18 protein-coding genes are annotated in these 21098 nt (G+C 69.2%); 13 read left to right on the top strand and 5 right to left on the bottom strand.

The features are described 5' to 3' along the window. Positions 1–11: 11 nt before the first annotated feature. The 4 genes from ACQHII_RS46555 (at position 12) to ACQHII_RS46540 (ending at position 2785) form a co-directional block, all read left to right on the top strand. Positions 12–623 (top strand): nucleoside deaminase, encoded by a 612-nt coding sequence (locus ACQHII_RS46555; RefSeq protein ID WP_427924986.1) that lies wholly within the window; start codon positions 12–14, stop codon positions 621–623. Beyond that, positions 620–1558, top strand: coding sequence for a sugar phosphate isomerase/epimerase family protein (locus ACQHII_RS46550; protein ID WP_427924985.1), 939 nt, complete (start codon positions 620–622; stop codon positions 1556–1558). The genes ACQHII_RS46555 and ACQHII_RS46550 overlap by 4 nt, the downstream gene beginning before the upstream one ends. Further along, on the top strand, positions 1555–2328 hold the full coding sequence (locus tag ACQHII_RS46545) for a TIM barrel protein (RefSeq protein WP_427924984.1): 774 nt from the start codon (positions 1555–1557) through the stop codon (positions 2326–2328). The genes ACQHII_RS46550 and ACQHII_RS46545 overlap by 4 nt, the downstream gene beginning before the upstream one ends. Positions 2329–2431: 103 nt before the next feature. Continuing rightward, positions 2432–2785, top strand: coding sequence for a DoxX family protein (locus tag ACQHII_RS46540; RefSeq protein WP_427924983.1), 354 nt, complete (start codon positions 2432–2434; stop codon positions 2783–2785). A 6-nt stretch (positions 2786–2791) separates the two neighbouring features. On the opposite strand, the gene ACQHII_RS46535 is transcribed toward ACQHII_RS46540, so the two are convergent. The 3 genes from ACQHII_RS46535 to ACQHII_RS46525 all read right to left on the bottom strand — a co-directional run bounded on the left by ACQHII_RS46535 (position 2792) and on the right by ACQHII_RS46525 (position 6526). Beyond that, complete coding sequence (locus tag ACQHII_RS46535; protein ID WP_427924982.1) at positions 2792–4309, bottom strand: alpha-N-arabinofuranosidase; 1518 nt, start codon at positions 4307–4309, stop codon at positions 2792–2794. Positions 4310–4442: 133 nt separating this feature from the next. Next, positions 4443–5483: a LacI family DNA-binding transcriptional regulator gene (locus tag ACQHII_RS46530; protein ID WP_427925554.1), complete on the bottom strand. Its 1041-nt coding sequence runs from the start codon at positions 5481–5483 to the stop codon at positions 4443–4445. A gap of 2 nt (positions 5484–5485) precedes the next feature. Beyond that, a complete protein-coding gene (locus ACQHII_RS46525) occupies positions 5486–6526 on the bottom strand; it encodes a LacI family DNA-binding transcriptional regulator (protein WP_427924981.1) in 1041 nt (346 codons plus the stop codon). 656 nt (positions 6527–7182) lie between these two features. On the opposite strand from ACQHII_RS46525, the gene ACQHII_RS46520 reads away from it, so the two are divergent. The 7 genes from ACQHII_RS46520 to ACQHII_RS46490 all read left to right on the top strand — a co-directional run bounded on the left by ACQHII_RS46520 (position 7183) and on the right by ACQHII_RS46490 (position 17364). Then, entirely contained in the window at positions 7183–8475 is a 1293-nt protein-coding gene (locus tag ACQHII_RS46520; protein WP_427924980.1) for an ABC transporter substrate-binding protein, read from the top strand. A gap of 7 nt (positions 8476–8482) precedes the next feature. Then, on the top strand, positions 8483–9454 hold the full coding sequence (locus ACQHII_RS46515) for a carbohydrate ABC transporter permease (protein ID WP_427924979.1): 972 nt from the start codon (positions 8483–8485) through the stop codon (positions 9452–9454). Further along, on the top strand, positions 9454–10287 hold the full coding sequence (locus ACQHII_RS46510; RefSeq protein WP_427924978.1) for a carbohydrate ABC transporter permease: 834 nt from the start codon (positions 9454–9456) through the stop codon (positions 10285–10287). The genes ACQHII_RS46515 and ACQHII_RS46510 overlap by 1 nt, the downstream gene beginning before the upstream one ends. Before the next feature lie 136 nt (positions 10288–10423). Next, positions 10424–13225 (top strand): LamG-like jellyroll fold domain-containing protein, encoded by a 2802-nt coding sequence (locus ACQHII_RS46505; protein WP_427924977.1) that lies wholly within the window; start codon positions 10424–10426, stop codon positions 13223–13225. A gap of 98 nt (positions 13226–13323) precedes the next feature. Continuing rightward, positions 13324–14190: a hypothetical protein gene (locus tag ACQHII_RS46500; RefSeq protein ID WP_427924976.1), complete on the top strand. Its 867-nt coding sequence runs from the start codon at positions 13324–13326 to the stop codon at positions 14188–14190. Between the two features lie 248 nt (positions 14191–14438). Next, a complete protein-coding gene (locus ACQHII_RS46495; protein WP_427924975.1) occupies positions 14439–15272 on the top strand; it encodes a PIG-L family deacetylase in 834 nt (277 codons plus the stop codon). A gap of 208 nt (positions 15273–15480) precedes the next feature. Beyond that, positions 15481–17364, top strand: a complete 1884-nt coding sequence (locus ACQHII_RS46490) for a glycoside hydrolase family 5 protein (protein WP_427924974.1) — start codon at positions 15481–15483, stop codon at positions 17362–17364. A gap of 92 nt (positions 17365–17456) precedes the next feature. On the opposite strand, the gene ACQHII_RS46485 is transcribed toward ACQHII_RS46490, so the two are convergent. Continuing rightward, a complete protein-coding gene (locus ACQHII_RS46485; RefSeq protein ID WP_427924973.1) occupies positions 17457–17981 on the bottom strand; it encodes a peptidoglycan-binding domain-containing protein in 525 nt (174 codons plus the stop codon). A 143-nt stretch (positions 17982–18124) separates the two neighbouring features. Here ACQHII_RS46485 and ACQHII_RS46480 point away from each other — a divergent pair, with 143 nt between their 5' ends. Further along, on the top strand, positions 18125–19174 hold the full coding sequence (locus ACQHII_RS46480; protein WP_427924972.1) for a helix-turn-helix domain-containing protein: 1050 nt from the start codon (positions 18125–18127) through the stop codon (positions 19172–19174). 366 nt (positions 19175–19540) lie between these two features. Further along, positions 19541–20008, top strand: coding sequence for a hypothetical protein (locus tag ACQHII_RS46475; RefSeq protein ID WP_427924971.1), 468 nt, complete (start codon positions 19541–19543; stop codon positions 20006–20008). A 466-nt stretch (positions 20009–20474) separates the two neighbouring features. On the opposite strand, the gene ACQHII_RS46470 is transcribed toward ACQHII_RS46475, so the two are convergent. Beyond that, the gene (locus ACQHII_RS46470) at positions 20475–21098 is read right to left on the bottom strand and encodes a TetR/AcrR family transcriptional regulator (protein ID WP_427924970.1); all 624 of its coding nucleotides are present in this window, start codon (positions 21096–21098) and stop codon (positions 20475–20477) included.

Here is a 21098-nt window from a genome sequence, read left to right as displayed (position 1 = left end):
GAAGTTCGACCGTGATCAGCACAGTCAAGGAATACCGCGTGGCGCTACCGGCCTGGATCGACGACGAGGTGGCCGACGTGCCCGCCGTCGTCCCCGACCGCGCCGACCGGATGCGGCTCGTGCACCGCCTCGCCGACCGCAACTGGCGGGAGGGCAACGGCGGTCCGTTCGCGGCCCTCGTAGCCGAGCGCGACACCGGCCGGATCGTCTCCGTCGGCGTGAACGTCGTGCTCGCCTCCGGTGTCTCCAGCGCCCACGCGGAGGTGGTGGCGCTGGGGCTCGCCCAAAAGACCATCGGCGGCTGGGACTTGGGTGCCGAGGGATCGCCCGTCCATGAACTCGTCGTCAACTGGCGCCCCTGCGTGCAGTGTTACGGCGCCACGATGTGGTCGGGGGTACGCGCGCTCGTGGTCGCGGGGGAAGGACCCGAGCTGGAGGAGATCACCACGTTCGACGAGGGCCCCCTCGGCGCGGACTGGGCCGAGCAGTTCGAGGCGCGCGGGATCGAGGTCGTAGGAGACGTCCTCCGGGACGAGGCGCTGGCCGTGTTCCGGAACTACCGCAAGGCGGTCGACGCGGCCGACGGGATCGTCGTCTACAACGCCCGCGGAGGTGCCGAATGAGCGCCACGGCGCCGCGTTTCGCCACCGACGTGATCACCTTCTACCACCCGGACTTCTGGGATCTCCCCTCCTCCGACGCCGTACGCGACTGGGCCCTGGCCCACCCCGAGCGCTTCTGGGCACGGGTGATGGACGCACTGGTCGAGGCCGGTGTGACGGGCATCGAGCTGACCTTCGCGCCGGGCGACATCGACTCGGCCCTGCGGGCCTTCGGCAGCGCGCCCGCCTTCCGCCGCGAACTGGCGGCGCGGGGCCTGTCCGTCGTCAGCGCGTTCATCGCGGACAGCGACGCCCCAGGCTGGCGGGACAGCGACAGCCTGCCCGCGATCGTCGCCGACGCCGAACGCCGCGCGTCCTTCCTCGCCGAGGTGGGCGCGGAACTCCTCATCGCCGGCCTCCCCATGCGCACGACATTCGGCACGCGGCCACCCTTCTTCGTCGACGCCCCGTACATGACGCGCATGGCCGACATCGCGCACGCGGTCGGAGAGGCCGTGTCGCGTCTCGGCGTGAAGCTCGCCTTCCACACCGAGTCCAACAGCACCCTCTGGTACGAGCGGGACATCGACCTGTTCATGGCCCTGACCGACCCGCGCTACGTCTGGCTGTGCCCCGACTCCTGCCACATCGCCCTCGGCGGCGGCGACCCGGTGGCGGTGGCCCGCCGGCACACCCCGCGCATCGCCCTCGCCCACTGGAAGGACGCGGTCAGGCCCATCGACGTCGAACTCACCGTCGACGAAACGGTCTTCGCCCAACAGCAGCCCTACATGGCCGAGTTGGGCTCGGGCATTGTCGACTGGGAGGGCTGGGCCGACGCCATGTCCCGCACCCCGGGCGCCGACACCGTACTCATCGAACTGGACGAGGCACCCGACCCGATCGCCGCCCTCAGAGCCGGAACAGCCGTGGCGAGAAAGGCGGTTCACCCGTGATCGACTTCTCCGCCTGCATCGAGATGCTGTTCCTGGAAAACGAACGGCCCCTCGACGACCGCGTACGCGCCGCGGCCGACTCCGGGTTCCGCGCGGTGGAGATCTGGGAGTGGTGGGACAAGGACCTGCCCCGCCTCACCCGCGCCCTGGACTCCACCGGCACACGCCTGATCACCCTGTGTGTGGAGTCGTGGCGGGACAAGTGCGATCTGGGCGACCCGTCGTCGCACGACGAGTTCCTCACCCGCGTCCGGGCGGCCGCCGAGGCGGCCCGACAGCTGAACACACCGGGGCTCGTGGTCCTCGCCGGAGACGTCGTCCCCGGAATCGAGCCCACCACCCAGCTCCGCAGCACGGCCGAGGTGCTCGCAAGGGCGGGAGAGGAAGCCGGCGGACACGGCCTCGAACTGCTCGTGGAGGTCGTCAATCGCGCCCACGAGGGCCCCAACGCGCTGATCCCCGACTCACGTTCGGCGCTCTCCCTCCTCCGCGCGATCGACCTCCCGAACGTCCGCTTCCTCTACGACCGTTACCACGCGATCCTCAACGGCGAGCCGCTCGGAGCCGAGATCCAGGACGCCGTACCGCTGATCGGGCACGTCCAGGCGGCCGACGTCCCGGGCCGCCACGAGTTCGGCACCGGGACCATCGACTGGGCCACGGAACTCGCCTGGCTCCACAAGGCCGGCTACGACGGCTACGTAGGCATCGAAGCGACACCACTCGGCGACAGCGGCCAGGTCTGCGCCGCCGCCCGCGCCCTCCTTTGACGGCAGCCGATGTCACAGAATCGGAGCACCGGTTCGTCGTCCAGGAGATCGACATCCCGCGACGGGATGTCCAGGACGCTGTCCCGACAGAACCGGAGAAGACGTGTTCGCCGCCTACATCACGGTCACCATCCTCGGCGCGGTATTCAACGGCGCCGCCGCCGTCACCTACCTGATCGGCCACGAATACCCCAAGACCCAGGCGGACATGAAGGGCATACCGCGGAAGTACGTGCCTGTGCTGGGCATGCTGCTGGCAGCGGGCACCGTGGGACTGCTGGCCGGGCTCGCCGTGCCGCTCCTGGGAACCCTCGCCGCTTCCGGGCTCGTGCTGTACTTCATCGGCGCGATCTTCGCCCACCTGAGGGTGGGCTCCCGCAACATCGTCGGTGGGATCGTGTTCCTCGCCACGGCGGCGGCTGCCCTGACGCTGGGCCTGCTGTACCACGGCGCCTGACGGCGGTCAGGCCAACCTGGCCTCGATGGTGAGGAAGGAGTGCGGCGGCAGGATCAGGGCCAGTCCCCCGTCGGTGGCCGTCAGGGCGTCGAAGGGGCGTGGGGAGACCGCTTCCGGTGTGTCCGCGCTGTTGTGGTCCTGGAGCTTGTCGGCCGTGAGGAGGCGGGCGGTCGGTTCGCCGAGGATGCCGCCGCGCAGGTCGAGCGTCACCTCGGCCGGCTCGTCGGCGTCCAGGTTGGTCAGCGAGATGAAGACCGTGCCGTCCTTGACGCTGGCCGAGGCGGAGAGCGTGTCCAGTTCGGTGTCCGCCACCTGACGGCGGGCGTTCTCGGTGCGCAGGTGGACGGGGAGCGAAGTGGCGTCCTGGTGGCCCTTGTTCATCTCGAACACGTGGTAACTGGGCGTCAGGACAAGGGAGTCGCCATCGGTGAGGATCATCGCCTGGAGGACGTTGACGGTCTGGGCGATGTTCGCCATGTGCAGTCGGGCCGCGTGCTTGTGGAAGATGTCGAAGTGGATGCCGGCCACGAGCGCGTCGCGCAAAGTGTTCTGCTGGTACAGGAAGCCGGGGTTGGTGCCCGGTTCGACGTCCCACCAGGTGCCCCACTCGTCCAGGACCAGGCCGACCGTACGGCCCGGGTCGTAGACATCCATGACGGTGGAATGGCCGGTCAGGATGCGGTCGAGCCTCCGGGCGGCGGACAGTGTCCGGTAGTAGTCGTCCGTGTCGAAGTCGGTGGCGCTGCCCTTGGCCTCCCAGGGGCCGGCCATCGTGTAGTAGTGGACGGAGAGGCCCTGGAAGAAGTTCTTCGGGGTGGCCTCGCAGCCGAAGCAGCTGATCTGCTGCATCAGCGTCTCGGTCCACTTGTAGTCGTCGTTCGAGGCGCCCGAGGCAATGCGGTAGAGCTTGTTGTCTCCGTGGTCGCGGCAGTAGGTGGCGTACTGGCGGGAGAGGTCGGCGGCGTATTCGGCGCGCATGTTGCCGCCGCAGCCCCAGGTCTCGTTGCCGATGCCCCAGTACTTCACGCGCCACGGTTCCTCGCGGCCGTTGGCCTTGCGCAGCCGGACCATCGGGCTGTCGCCGTCGCGGGTGAGGTACTCGACCCACTCGCTCATCTCCTGCACGGTGCCGGAGCCGACGTTGCCGCTGATGTAGGGCTCCGCGCCGAGGAGTTCGCACAGGGCCATGAACTCGTGGGTGCCGAAGTGGTTGTTTTCCTCGACGTTCCCCCAGTGCGTGTTCACCATCCGGGGCCGCTGCTCACGCGGTCCGATGCCGTCCTTCCAGTGGTACTCGTCGGCGAAACAGCCGCCGGGCCAGCGGAGGTTGGGGATGTTCAGGGCGCGCAGGGCCTGCACGATGTCGAGGCGGATGCCGCCCTCGTTGGGCACGGGAGAGTCCTCCCCTACCCAGAATCCGCCGTAGATGCAGCGGCCGAGGTGTTCGGCGAAGTGGCCGTAGAGGTGACGGCTGATCTTCGGGCCCTCGATGTCGAGGTTGATGACCGCGGTGGCGATGGACACGGACGTCCTCCAGGGGTGTTGCGCGGGTGGGTGGTTGCCGAGGAGCCGGGTCCGCGCACGGGCGCGGGCGCGGATCAGCCGGGGCTGTGGTGTGCTGGGGGTTTTCCGGCGGCTGCCTTGCTGTCGCCGGAGGTCAGGGCGTGTGGCCGGCGCCCGTGGCCGCTGTCCGCACGGACGAAGATTTGCGGACGCGGAGCTCGAAGCCGGCGGCATCGGTCCGGCCGGGCAGTTCCCGGAAGTCGCTCAGGGCCATGCGGGAACGCAGCAGCCCTACGGCCTTGCGGGCGATGGACTCGCGCTGGGGGTCGACGGTGGTGAGGGGCGGTGAGGTGAAGCGGGCGGCCTCGATGTCGTCGAAGCCGGTCAGCGCCACGTCGTCCGGGACGGCGATGCCGCTCCGTTCCAGTACGGACAGGGCGCCGATGGCGACGACGTCGTTGTAGCAGAAGAGGGCGTCGAAGCGGACGCGGGTGCGCAGCAGCCGGGTCGCGGCTCCTACGCCGGCGGACCACAGGTCGGCGTTGTCGACGCCGAGGACGATCGAGTCGTCGTAGACGACGCCGGCCTCTTCGAGGGCCCGGCGGTAGCCGTGCAGACGCCGGCCGCCGGCCCGGGGGCCGGTCTGTTCGCAGATGGCGGCGATACGGCGCCGCCCCTGGGCGAGCAGATGGGCGACGGCCGCGTGCGCGCCCCGCTCGTCGGCGATCTCGACGTAGTCCAGGTTCAGCCCGGCGGCCTCGGCCGGGCGCTCGCCGAGGACGACCGTGGGCTGGGCGACGGGCAGTGCCAGGTACTCCTCGGGGGTGAGCGCGTGGGGGACGTAGATGACCCCGTCCACGAGTTCGCCGTGGGAGGTGGTCAGCAGGGTCCGTTCGCGGCGGGCGTCCCCGCGGGTGGGTGCGAGCACCATCTTCAGGCCCTGGGCCTCCGGGGCGCTGATGATCTGTTCGGCCAGTTCGGCGTTGAAGGGCTGGTAGACGTTCGGGATCACCAGGGCGATGGTGCCCGTGCGCCGCGAACGCAGGCCGCGGGCGAAGGGGTTGATCCGGTAGCCGAGTTCCTCGACGGCCGCGCGCACCCGCCGCTCGGTCTCCTGGCTGAAGGAGCCGGTGCCGTTGACGACGTTGGAGACCGTCTTCGTCGACACCCCGGCGCGTTCGGCCACGGTGCTCATCGTCACGCCCCGCCCCATGCCGACATCCCTCCCAACGTCGATTCGCGGACGGTCAGTTCGAAGTCGGCGACGATCAGCCGGCCCGTGTCCGCCGAGGCCGTGCTGTTCATCCGGTCGATCAGCAGGGTCAGCGCCTCGCGCGCGATCTGCGCCGTGCCCGGGCCGATCGAGGTGAGTGCCGGGTACGAGTAGCGGGCGTCGTCGATGTTGTCGAAGCCCGCCACGGCCACCTCGGCGGGGATTCTCAGCCCCGCCTCCTGCACGGCGTGCAGGGCGCCCAGCGCCAGGGAGTCGGAGAAGGCCACGACCGCGTCGAACCGGACGCCGCGCTCGATCAGCAGACGCACCCCGGCCGCGCCCGCCTCACGGTTCCAGTCGGAGGTGGCCACCTCGTGGACCAGTTCGGGCAGGTAGGGCAGGTCCGCGTCGCGCAGGCCGTCCCGGTAGCCGGCCAGGCGCAGATGGGCGGCGGCCTGGTCCGGGCGGCCGGAGTGGTCGGCCCCGAGCACCGCGATCCGGGTGTAGCCCAGCGAGACCATGTGGGCGACCAGGGCCCGCAATCCCTCCTGGTTGGCCATGGCGACGCGGTCGACCGGTGCGTCGTAGGACCGTTCCGCCATGAAGACCGTCGGGACGGTCTGGGCGACGGTCCGGGCCTGCGCGTCCGACAGACCGAGCGGGCACATCAGCAACCCGCCCAGGTGGGGCCCGTGTTCGCGGGCCAGGGCGAGTTCGGCCTCCGCGTCCCCGTCGGTGAGCTCGATCAGCACGGTCAGTTCATGGCGTTCGGCCTCGCGCATGATCGCTTCGGCGAGCGTGGAGTAGTACGGCTGGGTCAGGCGGGGCAGCGCCAGTCCGACCAGGCCGGTGCGGCCGGTGCGCAAATTGCGGGCGACCGCGTTGGGACGGAAGTCCAGCTCGATTATGGCCGCGGTGACTCGCTGCCGGGTCCGCTCGCTGACACTGGGCTCCTCGTTGACCACCCGGGAAACCGTCTTGAGGGACACCCCAGCCCGCTGGGCCACGTCATGCATCGTGGACATGGCAGAACTCTATGCTCCGTCCTGGGCCGGGTGGCGCGGCGTGGCGCGTTCGCCCTCGGCGCGGGGCAGGCGGCCGGAGCCGATGCGGTGAGGCACGGTGGCGTCTCCTCGTCTGTGTGAGGTCTGGGGCGGCGTGAGCATCGCATCGCAGATTCAACGTTGTCAACGGCTCGTGTCGTGGCAGGTATCCGGGAAACGCCGTCCAGTGGGATCCTTCCTTCTGCCAGTGACCCCACACCTCCCCTTCGAACTGGGCAAACCGAGGGAACGACGTCGACATCGCCCGCCCATCGGTGAAACCCCGCGGAAAGAATGCCGACACAAGGGTATTGACGACGATGTACTAGCCGGACATGCTGATGCCGCTTCCCCATGTACGCCGGCCGTGTCCGAGGCGTACCGGACCGGCGGGCAGACCACGAGCGGCAGATCCCGCACGGCGCCGGCCAGGACGAGGGCGACGGATCCCACGCCTGGGCCACCGACCGGGACACCCGGGCACCCACCGACCGCGTCCTCCACGGCGCCGAGCCGACCGGATGCCGCCGCTCGACCGGGACACCGCCACCCCGACACCCTGCCGCTGCCCGATCCGCACCACCCCTCATCACCTCCCCCGTATCACCTCCCCCTTACGTCTCCTTCAGGAGGAAGCCATGTCCGTCAACAGCGCCGGGTCCGGCCCCGCGAACCTCAGCAGACGGCGTTTCGTCCAGGGCAGCGCGCTCGCCGCGCTCCTGGGTGGCAGCGCGCTCGCCACCACCGGCTGCTCCACCAGCACGGCGACGGCCGGCGCCGGCAAGGGCTCGGTGTCCTTCTTCTCCTGGGACACCCAGACGGTCATGAAGCCGGTGCTCAGCGCCTTCACCAAGGAGACCGGCCTCGGCGTCTCCTTCTCCTACGCGCCGCCGGTCCCGCAGTACGTCTCCACCCTCACCACCCGGCTCCAGGCCAGGACGGCGGCCGACGTCTTCATCCTCACCGCCGAGGACAAGCAGACGGTCGGCGGCGGCTTCGTCAAGGACCTCTCCGGTCAGAGCTTCCTGAAGACCATGAACTCGGCCAACCGGGACTTCATGACGGTCGACGGCAAGGTCTACGGCCTGTCCATCTCCTCCTGGGCCGGCGGCATCATGTACAACAAGGCGCTGCTCGCCAGGGTCGGCGCGACCGAACTCCCCGACAGCTGGACGGGGTTCCTCGCCCTGTGCCGCAAGCTCAAGGACAAGGGGATCACGCCGTACTACGACACCGTCCAGGAAGGGAACTTCATGTCCCTGTGGGGGCTGCTCGGCGGCTACTTCGCCGACCAGGGCAGCTTCCCGGACCAGGACATCTTCGACGGCAAGACCACTTTCGCCGACACCTGGACCGAGCCCCTCGTCGCGTACAGCAGGCTCTACACCGAGGGCCTCACGCCCAAGAGCATCCTGGGGCTGACCGGCGACCAGGTGGTCAGTGAGTTCGCGGCCGGCCGGGTGGCGATGTTCGGCGCGGGCACCTGGAACGTCCCGTCCGTGCAGAAGAGCGCGCCGGACCTGTCCTTCGCGACCGAGGCGATCCCGGGCATGAAGACGGGCACCACCTACTGGACCGGTGCGGCCAGCCCCGGCTACGCCGTCAACGCCAAGGCCAAGAACCCCGAAACCGCCCTGAAGTTCCTGGAGTTCATGGCGAGCGCGACGGGCGTCAAGGCGTACGGCGCCTCCAGCGGAGCCATCACCACCACCAGCGACTACACGCCGACGTTCGCCGCGGCGCTGGCCAACCAGGCCGCCGGAGCCCGCTCGGGCAAGATCTACCTGCCGGTCGTGGCCTGGCCGCGGCACTCCAGCGAGCTGAGCGCGGAACTCAACGCCCGGATGCAGACCATGGTGCAGGGCAAGATCAAGCCGCAGGCCATCCCCGCACTTCTGGACAAGAAGCTCAAGCAGCTCGACGGGAAGTAACAGCACCATGGCGACCGAGACTTCCGGCCTCCGGAGCGAGGCGCGCGCCACCGGTGCGGCCCCCTCCGCGCGCCCGGCCCGCCCTCCCGCCACCCGCCGCGGGATGCGCGAGCGGCTGGTCACCCAGGCGTTCCTGCTGCCGATCGCCGTCGTGCTGGTGGTGCTGTTCCTGGTGCCGCTGGCCGAGTCGGTGTACTACAGCTTCACCGACTACAGCGGCTTCTCCCCCGACCGGCACTGGATCGGGCTGGCCAACTACCGGGCGATCTTCACCGACCCCACGATGCTGGGCGGCCTGGGCTTCACCCTGCTGTACGCGATCGCCACCACCGTCGTCGTGACCGTGCTGGCGATCCCGCTCGCGGCCGTGCTCAACCGCCGCTTCCTCGGGCGGAACCTGGTCCGTGCTGCGTTCTTCTTCCCGGCCGTGCCGAGCATGGCGATCCTGGGCCTGGTGTGGACGTTCGTACTGTCCCCGCTGTCCTCCGGGGTGATCAACTCCGTGCTGGGGCACCTGTTCGGCGTCGGCCCGGTGCCGTGGCTGTCGGACAACGACCTGGCCAAGGTCTCGGTGATCCTCGTCGGCGTCTGGGCGCAGGTCGGCTGGCACGCCGTGCTCTACCTCGCCTACCTCCAGTCCGTCCCGAAGGACTACTACGAGGCCGCCACCATCGACGGGGCCACCCCCCGCCAGCAGTTCTTCCGCATCACCCTGCCGCTGCTCGCACCGGCCATGACGGTCAGTCAGTTCCTGCTGCTCATCAACGGCCTGCGGGTCTACGACCTGCCGTTCACGCTCACCAAGGGCGGGCCCGGCTACTCCACCTACACCCTCACCCAGGTGCTCGTGCAGCGCGGTGTGAGCGAGGGGAACTACGGCCTCGGTGCCGCCCTGAGCATGCTCTTCCTGCTCGCGGTCGCCGCCGTGCTGTCGGTCCAGCTGGCCGCGACCCGGCGGCTGGAAAGGAGGTTCCGCTGATGGCCGTACTCACCTGGCTGCGCCGGCGCGGCTGGACGACCAGCGCGTACATGCTCCCGCTGTCCGCGGTGATGGCGCTGCCCTTCTACTACGTCCTGGTCAACACGCTCAAGACGCAGGAGCAGACGGCGGCCTCCCCGCTCGGCCTGCCGACCTCGCCGGACTTCTCCAGCTACCGGCGCGTCCTGGACCAGGTCCCGGTGGCCGCCGCCTTCGCCAACACGGCGTACGTCACCGTGGTCTCGGTGGCCCTGATGGTGCTGATCGGTGCGATGGCCGCCTACGCGCTGATGATGCGGCCGACCAGGTTCAACAAGCGCTTCGGCAAACTGCTGTTGATTGCCTTCGTGATCCCCACCCAGTCCACCCTGATCCCCGTCTACCAACTCTTCGTCCACCTGGGCCTGGTGGACAGCCTGAACGGACTGGTGCTGGTCTACAGCGCGGGCTCGATCTTCTGCTGGTTCATCATCCAGGGGTACATGGCCACCCTGCCCTTCGAGATCATCGAGGCCGCCCGCATCGACGGCTGCGGCCCGTGGAAGATCTTCTGGCGGATCGTGCTGCCCCTGATCCGGCCGATCCTGGTGACGGTCGCGGTCTTCCAGACCATGTGGATCTGGAACGACTTCTTCACGCCCAACGTGTACTTGAGCGATCCCGCCAAGAGCACGATCGTGCTGGAGGTCTACACCTCGGTGGGCCAGTTCCAGGTCGACTGGCCGGCCTTCCTGACGCTCAGCGTCATGGCGCTGGTCCCGATGGTCGTCTTCTTCCTCGCCGTGCAGCGGCACATCATGTCCGGTCTGCTCAGCGGCGCCGTCAAGGGCTGAGCCCGGACCCGGGTCGTCGCCCTCCCCTCCCCGATCGGCCGGTGGCCACCGCACGCTCCCACCTGCCCGGTTTCGCGTGCCGTGACCACCGGTCTGCACCACCCCACACATCCGCTCACGTTCAAAGAGGAACGCAATGCGAAGATGGCGACACCGCCTACTGGCGGCGGCGGCGAGCGCGGCAGCCGCCGTGGGCCTCGCGATCGTACCCACCACCGAGGCGCACGCGGCGACGACCTGCACCACGTACTACGTCTCCTCGTCCGCAGGCAGCGACAGCAACGACGGGTGCAGTTCGAGCACTCCGTGGAAGACCCTGACGAACGTCAACGCCACCACGTTCGTGGCCGGCAACCAGATCCTCTTCCAGGCCGGCGGTTCCTGGACCGGGAAGCTGGCACCGCAGGGCTCGGGCGCCAGCGGCAGCCAGATCGTCGTCTCCAGCTACGGCACCGGCTCGGCCCCGATCATCGCGGGCGGGGGTGCCTCGGCGGCCGTCTACCTGGACAACCAGCAGTACTGGACGATCCAGAACCTGGAGATCACCAACACCACCACGAGCGCCGCCCTGCGCAGCGGCATCCAGATCCAGAACGACACCAGCGGCATCCTCAACGGGATCCACATCCTCAACAACAACATCCACAACGTGCTCGGCTACTGGACCGTGAACGGCAGCGTCCAGCCCAGCACCTCGTCCGGCATCGCCGCGAACCTCAGCGACTCGTACACCACCAACGGCTGGAACGACCTGCTGATCCAGGGCAACACCCTGACCAGCGACGACGCGGGCGGTATCTACATCGGCTCGCTCAACGGCACCGGGCACTCCATCGTCACCACCAACGTCGTCATCCAGAACAACACGATGTCCGACCTCGGCGGCAACGACGTGGTGTGCATCTACTGCGACTCCCCCGTGGTGCAGAACAACACGACCACCAACAGCGGTTACCGCTACTCGGGCGCGGGCTACTGGATGGCGCTGAACAACGGCGGTGTCTGGCAGAACAACGAGGTCTCCCGCCAGTGGCGCGCCCTGTGGGACGGCGAGGCCTTCGACATCGACCACGACAACAACGGGGTGGTCATCCAGTACAACTACAGCCACGACAACCCGTTCGGCTTCCAGGAGTACTGCTGCTCCAGCACGTTCGGCGCCACGAACTCGGTGGTCCGCTACAACATCAGCCAGAACGACGGCGCGATGGGAGCGGTCCTGCCGACCCTGGAAGGCATCGCCTCCAGCGGCACCACGAAGGTGTACAACAACACCATCTACATGGGGCCGGGTGACAACGGCGCCGTCACCAACACCACGGCGGCCGGCAACAACGTCACCTTCTCCAACAACATCATCGACAACCAGGGCTCCGGCGGCAGTTACTCCTCCTCCGGCACCTGGACACACAACGACTTCTACGGCCACCACGACAGCACCCAGCCGACGGACTCCTCGGCGATCACCACCGACCCGCAGTTCATCGCCCCCGGCGGCGCGGGCACGGGCATCAGCACGGCGGTCGCGTACAAGGTGAAGTCCACCTCGCCGGTCATCGGCGCCGGCACTCTCATATCGAGCAACGGCGGCGCCGACTTCTTCGGCAACACCGTCTCCTCCACGGCCGCGCCCAACATCGGCGCCTACAACGGCAGCGGCGCCTCCACCACCCAGAGCTACGGCGCGGCCTGGCCCTTCGAGGAGGGCACCGGGACGACCTCGGCGGACGCCACCAACCACGCCAACACCGCGACCCTGCAAGCCGGGGCGTCGTGGACCACCGGCAAGGTCGGTTCGTACGCGGTCAGTCTGACCGGCGGCAGCACGAGCTACGTCGACGTGCCCACCACAGCGATCGACACCAGCACGAGCTACTCGGTGGCGGCCTGGGTGAAGCTGAACAGCGTCAGCGGCAACCAGACCTTCGCCAGTATCGACGGCACCACGATCAGCCCCTTCTACCTCCAACTCACCGGCGGCAAGCTGGCGTTCACCGTCCGCAGCAGCGACTCGACGTCCGCGGCCTACACCCAGGTACTGGCCACCTCGTCGGCGTCCACCGGCACCTGGTACCACGTGGCCGGCGTGTACGACGCGAGCGCCGGCACGATCAAGCTCTACGTCAACGGCGTGCTCCAGGGCTCCGCCTCGTTCTCCTCGGCCTGGAAGGCCACCGGGGACACGGAGATCGGCCGCGGCAAGTGGAACGGCGCCAACGTCGACTTCACCAACGGCGCGCTCGACGACGTACGCATGTACTCCAAGGCCATCACCGGCCAGGAGGCCGTCGCCCTGGCGACCGTACCGACCGCCTACTACGAACTGGACGAGGGCAGCGGCGCGAGCACCGCCAACTTCATGGGGCTGGGCGCGCCCGGCGGCCTCGTCGGCGACTCCACCTGGACCGGCAGCGGCAAGGTGGGCACCAACTCCGTGAGCCTGTCCGGCAATACCGCCAGCCAGGTCACCATCCCCGCGACCGTGATCGACACCAGCGCCAGCTACTCGGTGGCGGCCTGGGTGAAGCTGAACAGCGTCAGCGGCAACCAGACGATCGCCAGCATCAACGGCACCACCATCAGCCCCTTCTACCTCCAACTCACCGGCGGCAAGTTCGCGTTCACCGAGCGCGCGAGCGACTCGACATCCGCCGCCTACACCCAGGTGGTCGCCACCTCCTCGGCGTCGACCGGCACTTGGTACCACGTCACCGGCGTGTACGACGCGAGCGCCGGCACGATCAGCCTGTACGTCAACGGCACGCTCCAGTCGAGCACTTCGTTCTCCTCGGCCTGGAAGGCGGTCGGCGCCACGCAGATCGGCAGCGCCTGGTGGAACACCAACGAGGTGGACTTCACCAACGGCTACATCGACGACGTCCACTTCTACCAGCGAGCCCTGACCACCACCGAGATCTCGGAACTCGCCGCCGGCTGACGGCGATTACGAGCACCGCACCAGGTGGCGGAGTCCGGTCCGGCCCGTACGGCGGGCCGGACTCCGCCACCGCCCATGGCGACTTGGAGGAGCCGGGGATGAGCACGAAGGTCCGCCAGACACACAGGCCCGCGACCCGCCCGAGGCCGGCGCCGCCCCGCCCACGCCGGCGCCTGTTGCCGTGGTGGCTGCTCGCCTCCGCCGCACTGGGCCTCGCGGCGCTGATCACCGCCGTCTCCCTGCTGGCGGCTGCGCACGACACCCCGAAACGGCCCGTGGCCGCCGCGCTCACGACCACCGTCGCCACGATCGACGGACAGGCCGTCCCCGTAAGGGAGTTGAACCTGTACCTCGCCCAGGAACGGGCCGCCACCTTCAGCCACTTCCAGCAGAAGTACGGCGCCTCCGACGGTCCCGGCTTCTGGACCACCTCCCACCATGGCCAGACCCCCGCCGACTACCTCAAGAAGCACGCTCTGGCCGACGTCACCAAGGCCACGGTCCAACTGCGCCTCGCCCACCGCTACGGCCTGCTCGACAACCCCTCGTACGCCGCTTTCCTGGTCGACTGGCGGTCCGAGAACTCCCGCAGGCAGAAGGCGGTCGCCGCGCACCAGGTCATCTACGGACCGGTGCAGTACACCGAGCCCAACTACTTCACCTACGTCCTCGGCAACATCGACTTCGACCTCGCCGAGAAACTGTCGCGGACCGGCGTCATCAAGACCCCGGACAGCGCGCTGCGCGCCTACTACACGGCCCATAGGAGCGAGTTCCAGCTCGGACACCACACGAGCTCCACCACCCGCGGCTCCGGCGTCCGGACGCTGACCTTCGCCGAGGCCCGCAAACAGGTCAGCCAGGCCTACGTCAGCGATCAGTACGGAGCAATGCTGACAGACCTCGTGCGGACCGCGCAGGTGAAGGTGGTGCCCTCCGTCCTCGCCGCGGTCCCCGTGGACTGAGTAACTGGACCCACCGTGTTCCGGTCCGGAACCTGAAGGCGATCGTGCCGATCGGAGGACCGATCCGCCACGTCGGGAACAGCGGGTCCGGTCGGCACGGTTGCACCGGCCGAGGGACCGGCGCCGTACGGGCGGGGAACACGGGGCGACCGCGAGGTCGTCCGCCCCACCCGGGCGCAGGGCCCCAGGATGGCGGTAGAGCCGCCACGCTCGGTGGACCGCGACGTATTTCTGTTGGAGGACTTCTCATGACCGACCGGCCCTTGACGCTCATGGCGGTACACGCCCACCCCGACGACGAGGCCACGACAACCGGAGGAGTCCTCGCGCGCTACGCGGCGGAAGGCATCCGTACGGTGCTCGTGACCTGTACCGACGGCAGTTGCGGTGACGGACCGGGAGGCGTCAAGCCGGGTGATCCCGGCCACGATCCGGCGGCCGTCGCCCTCATGCGCCGCCAGGAACTCGAAGCGAGCTGCGAGGTCCTGAAGATCAGCGATCTGGAACTCCTCAACTACGCCGACTCCGGGATGATGGGCTGGCCCGGCAACGACGCCCCCGGAGCCTTCTGGCAGACCCCCGTGCCGGAAGCCGCGGCCCGGCTCGCGGACCTCATGCGGCACTACCGGCCCGATGTGGTCGTCACCTACGACGAGAACGGCTTCTACGGCCACCCCGACCACATCCAGGCCCACCGCATCACGATGGCGGCCGTGGAGATGACCGACCTGACACCGAAGGTGTACTGGACCACGATGCCCCGCTCGATGATGCGGCGGTTCGGCGAGGTCATGCGCGAGCTGAACCCGGACATGCCGGAGCCGGATCCCGCCGAGGCCGCCCAAATGGCCGAGATGGGGCTCCCCGACGACGAGATCAGCACCTGGGTGGACACCACCGCGTTCAGCGGCCAGAAGTTCGACTCGCTGGCCGCGCACGCCAGTCAGGGCGACAACATCTTCTTCCTCAAGATGGGCAAGGAGAGGTTCGGCGAGCTGATGGGCATCGAGACCTTCCTGCGCGTCCAGGACGCGACCGGTGCGACCGTACCCGAGAACGATCTTTTCGCCGGACTGCGCTGACCCGTCCGTCCGCCCGGCCGGGAAGCGCGGCGCGTTTCCGCCTGTCTCCCGGCCGGGCACGGACGAGCGCGCGTCGAGTGCGCGTCGAGTGCGCGCTTTGTCCGTCGACGGGTCCGCAGGTCACGGGTAGTGTCCCCCGGGCGGCTGCTGCGGGACCTCAGGAGCGCTGCCATCTGTCGGGATCGGGATCAGTACGGAGGGCGCCCCCATGACCAAACTTGTCCGGTACCTGACACTACTCGTCTTGGGTGTTTCCCTGCTGTACCCGTCCACGGGGGCAGCCTCCGCGGCTCCGGCGGCCCCCGCCGCCGAGAGCACCTGGCAGCCGCCCCTGTCCACCCGCGGGCGCTACATCGTCGACGCGAACGGCAACCGCTTCCGGCTGAAGTCCGCCAACTGGGACGGCGCCCAGGGCTCCTGGACAGGCAGCGGCAGCGCGGCCGACAGCGCCAACCACCACGCCGGGCAGAACTCCTACGGCATCCCCCTGGGACTGGACCGCGTTCCCCTTGCCCAACTCATGGCCGACTTCCACGAGTTGGGCATCAACAGCATCCGGCTGCCGTTCTCCAACGCGATGATCCACGACACCGCCGCCGTACCGGACGCCGCCGTGGCGGCCAACCCGCAGTTGCGCGGCCGGACACCGCTCGGGGTGTTCGACGCCGTCGTCTCCGCGCTCACGTCGGCCGACTTCGCCGTCATCCTCAACAACCACACCAACACCTCCCGTTGGTGTTGCGGAGTCGACGGCAACGAGCGGTGGAACAGTAGTCAGCCGACCGGGCAGTGGGCGGACGACTGGGTGTTCATGGCCCGCCGCTACGCCGCCGACCCCCGCGTGGTGGGCGCCGACCTCTACAACGAGGTACGCCGTGACGTCTGGGACGACCCCAACTGGGGCACTGGCGACGCGCACGACTGGTACGCAGCCGCCCAACTCGCCGCCGACCGCATCCTCACCGAGGCGAACCCGAACCTGCTCATCGTCGTCGAGGGCATCAACTGGACCGGCATACCCGTCGACGGCTTCGCCCACGGCCGCCCCCTCCTCACCCCCGCCCGCACGCTGTCGCACACCCTGGTCGCCACCCACAAACTCGTCTACTCGGCCCACTTCTACGGCTACACCGGCCCCCACCACAGCGGAGCCACCGGGATCGGCGAGACCAGCGACCCCCGCTACCAGGACCTCAGCCGCGACGACCTGTTCCAGGCCCTGTACGACGAGGCGTTCTTCGTCGCACAGGACAGCGGCAAGCACTACACCGCCCCTGTGTGGATCAGCGAGTTCGGCATCGGAGCGGGCGAGACGGGCTCCGCGGCACGCACCTGGTTCGGCAACATCACCGACTACTTCGCCGACCACGACGCCGACTTCGCCTACTGGCCCCTGGTCGGCTGGCAGGGCCACGACGACTGGGCCCTGCTCCGCTACGACACGGACGGCACCCGCCACTGCCTCCTGGACGACTCGGACTGGCGCGCCACCGGCTGGCAGCGACTGATGTCCGCCGCTTCACTCAGCGGTCCGGTCGCCCCGGTCCCCGCCTGGCAGATGCTCGCCACCGACCACGGCGACTACGTCCAGTCCGTACGGGTGCGCGCCACCGGCGACTGGGACTCGGGCGCGTCCAAGGCGGCCTGCCCGGACGGGCTGCGGCTGATCGGCCTCGGCCACACCTCCGGTCGTGGACTGTGCACGGACATCACCGCGGGAAACCTGCGTGCCACCGACGGCGCCCAGACGGTCGTCACCGACGAACGCAACGTCCCCCAGGGCGGCGACTGGGCATCGGGCTACACCAAACTCCAGTGCGCCCAGGGCCAGTTCCTCATCGGCTACAGCCACCGGGGCGTCCGGACGTCGGCGGCCCTGTGCGCGCCTGCCGCAACCGCCCTGGCGGGAGCGGGACGCACGGTCTGGTTCGACCGCTCCGACAACCGGCCCGGCGACGCCGGCGACTTCGCCGTAGGCGACTACAAGGGCCAGTGCGCGGACGACGAGTACGCCGCGGGCATCGCGTACACCACCCGCATCGGCAGCTCACCGGGGCCGGCGGCTCTGCTGTGCCGCAAACTGGCGCTCTGACCCGCGCGTGAGACGACGGCGACACTCTGGGGTGCGGCCGCCGTGTCCGTGACGATCACGGGCACGGCCGGCCTCGGCCTCGCGGGTACTGCCTAGCAGGTCAGGTAGTTGTATCCGGCGATGCGGCCGGCGCCGGTGCCGTCCAGGAAGTGGTAGTAGCCGTTGCTGTCGCGCGTGACGTCGATGATGAACTCGGTGCCGATGTACCGGGCCACGGTGCCGTCCAATCCGTTGGACGAGTTGCGCAGCCAGTTGCCGGCCGCGGTCCAGGTGTTCTGCCCGGCCGAGCCGTCGCTGGTGACCTGGAACTTGGTCTGCCACCTCTCGGTCGCGGCCTTGGTGACGGGCCCGAAGTCGCCGTCGATGTCGGCCGCGGTGAGTTCGCCGTCGGCCCACAGGACCTTCTGCCACAGGCAGGTCGCGTTGGACTCGGTGTTGTGGCTGGTGTCCACGATGCCCTCGTTGTCCCAGTCGTCGGTGAAGACTCCCGCACCGTAGACGTAGGCCAGGCCGCTGTAGGTACCGCTCGCGGACGCGGGGCTGGCGCTCAGGGCGAGGACTCCGGCGGTCAGGGCCGCGATGGTGCCGGCGGTCGCCTTGGCTCTCTTCGAAAACACGCGGGTTCCTCCTGGTTCGAGCGGTCGAGCGTCGGAATCGGCCATGGCGCCTTCTTGGCCTGGCGGAACCTTGGCAGGGCCACGCCAACGGCGACACACTCTTGCGCCTGAGCGCAAATGTGGAGCTCTTCGGGGGGAATCGCGTGCTCCGTATTCACTTCACCGAGGTCGACCTCGCCCGTGTCCACGTCGCCGCGGAGCCCGACCCGATGTGGGAAGTGCTCTCGACACTCCACCGGCTGCAGTCGCGCGGCGGCCGCTGGCAGTTCGCCGCTTGGCACCGAACGGTCCGGGCCGACCTGGACGCGGCCGGGCTGGCCCGGCCCGTACGCACAGTGCTCTTCCCGCTGTACGCCCTGGGGCCGTACCTGCCCGACTTCCTTACGCCGCCGGAGTCCGAGGACGGGATCGGCGCGGCCCTCGACGGCATCCTCCGTATGCCCGCGCGGGACGTGCGGGCCGAGTTGAGGCTCCTGGACCGGGTCTCTCCGGTGCCGTCCTGGGCGCTGCGCCTGGATCAGGGTGCCGAGCGCAGGGAGTTGACCGAGCTGATCCGCCGGTACCACGAGGTGGCCGTCGCGCCGTTCACGGAACGAGTGGCCGGCGGGATCGTCGCGCACCGCGCCCTGCTTGCCCGCGCGCTGCTGACCGGGGGCGTCGAGGGGCTCCTGTCGAGCCTGGGGCCCCGGTTTCACTGGCGCCCGCCCGTCCTCGAGGTGGACTACCGGACGGACCGCGATCTCCATCTGCGCGAACGCGGCATAAGAATCGTTCCGACGTACTTCTCGTGGGGAACGCCGGTCGCTCTGGCCGACGCCGACCTGCCGCCCGTGCTCTCGTACCCGCTCAACCATCCGGCGGTGCCGGAGGGAGCACTCCTGGCGGAACACGTGCCACTGGGCGCACTGCTCGGGAGCACACGCGCGCGGGTCCTGCGGTACGTCGCGGACGGGCTGACCACGGGAGAACTCGCCCAGGTCGCGGGCATCTCGCAGTCCGCCGCCAGCCGACACGCCTCGGTGCTGCGCGACGCCGGGCTGACGACCAGCAGGCAGATCGGCCCGACGGTCCTGCACACGCTGACTCCGCTCGGGGCCGCGCTGCTCGGGCAGGCACGGGGCACGGGGCCCGAGAACCGTGATGCCCCTCAGTCCCTGCCCCTGCGTGAGGGGCATCGAGCCCTACGACCGTGAATACCCGCCGCTGCGCACGTGCCGCAGGCTCACACTGTGCCGTCGAAGAGTGTTTAGTGCTGAAGATTCCGAGCGCCCTGAGGCACTGAACCGACGCCGCCGGCGGCGTTTATGCGGGCTGGCTGATCAGCCCACGCCAGCGAAGAGTGCGCGAGTCGTGCCTTCCGCCTTCGGCTGCTCGACGATCCCGTCCTGTGCCACTCCACCGAGATCACGGCCGCGATGATGCAGCGGCCCTGGTCTCCGTTTCATCACCTCCGGCACCCCTGAGAACGCCCTGAAACCGCGCTGAATGTGGAGGCAGTCACCCTGTGCGGCATGACGACGACGGCCCCGCCAGGGGCAGCGGTCAGGGAGGGGATCACCATGAACAGCCTGCGACTGGTCCGTCGGCACGCTGTGGCCTTCGGGCGCTTCGCCGGGCTGGGCAGTGGGCTCACCCTGACGGCCTCTGCGGCCCTGGTCCTGCTCTCGCAGTGGATTCCGTGGACAGCGGCGAACGCGCTGACCACCGTCGCCTCCACCGTGGTTGCCACCGAGTTGCACGCCCGCGTCTCGTTCCGCCACGGACGGCCCGGTCTGGCCGGCCACTTGAAGAGTGCTGCCACCATGGCCCTCGGCTGGCTGGTCACGTCCGCCGCAGTCGGCGCGCTGGCCGCGCTCCGCCCCGACGCCGGACTCGCCCTTCAGCAGACGGTGTACTTGTCGGCCACCGCGCTCGTCGGGATCGGCCGCTATGTCGTGCTGCGGCTGGCGGTGTTCGCCGAGGGCACTCCACGGTCCGGGACCGGCAGCGACGTCCGGTTGCGGGCCGCCTACGACGCGGCTGCGTAAGTGCTCGTCCGTGGTCCACGCGAGTGCCCAAGACATCAACAACCCGGGCAGGACGTACGGCCCGCAGGGATGTGGGGCCACAGCAAGTGAGACCGGCCGGGCGGGTGACTCGGCGGTGGATCATCCTTCAGTCGGAAAGTTCTCGTGCTGCGAACGTCACGACCTGTTTGTGATCTTCGAGTGGGAACCCCCGTCGAGCGCGGCGGCGACTAGCTCGACGTATCCCTGCCGCCGCGCATGGGGGAGGCGCACCCTACGTCGACAGCCGGGTACCCGTCGCGGTGTACGGCCGACCAGGACGCGGCCCGCAACTTCGCTGTCGGCCGTACACGGACAAGACTCGGAACTATGTGCCGCGCTTGAGAGCCCCGCTCTGGCGATGTGCTCTCACCCTGGGATTGCGTGTTGTTGCAGTTGGTCCGCGACTCACGACTCGGTGCCGCGTCTTACGCCACCGGGCGAGCGTTCAAGAACACGGGGGCGCGGATGCTGATGTCCGGGACAACGCCGGCGCCAGCCAGCGGTTGAGAAAGGTGCGGAGTCGGGTTTCGTCCTGCGGTGGCTCGCCGGGGTGCTGCAGCAGCGACGTCAGGAGTCGCATGATGATCTCGGCGAGGCCGTTGAGGTCGTCTTCGCCGATCCCGGCGGCGGACCAGTCGACGGGGAAGCGCTCCAGCATCTTGGCGCCGTAGGCGATGGTGTCCTTGGTGGTGGCGCTGCGGCCGAAGGCGGTGGTGTCTCCGAGTTGCAGCAGAAGACTCAGGCGTGGCTCGGTGGGGATGGTCCGTACGCAGAAGACCATGCCCTCGACCACTGCTTCGGCCGGGTCGGTGATCCCTTGCAGGTGCGCGATCATCAGGTCGACGAACGACTCGGCGCCCTGGGCAGCCACTTCGCCGATGATGTCGCTGATGCGGTCGAAGTGGCGGTAGACGGTCTGGCGGGTGACGCCGAGCTCGCCGGCGACATCGGACAGGGTCGTCTTCGTGACGCCGTGTCTGTCGATGCAGCGGGCGGTCGCGTCGATGATGCGTTGCCGGGCCTCCGCGTCCGATGCGGGAGGCCTGCCTCCCCAGCCGTGATGCCCCAT

The organism is Streptomyces sp. cg40, assembly GCF_050320165.1.
GTDB lineage: Bacteria > Actinomycetota > Actinomycetes > Streptomycetales > Streptomycetaceae > Streptomyces > Streptomyces hokutonensis.
The sequence above is the reverse complement of the archived record's forward strand: the minus strand, read 5'-3'. Positions and strand labels throughout refer to the sequence as shown.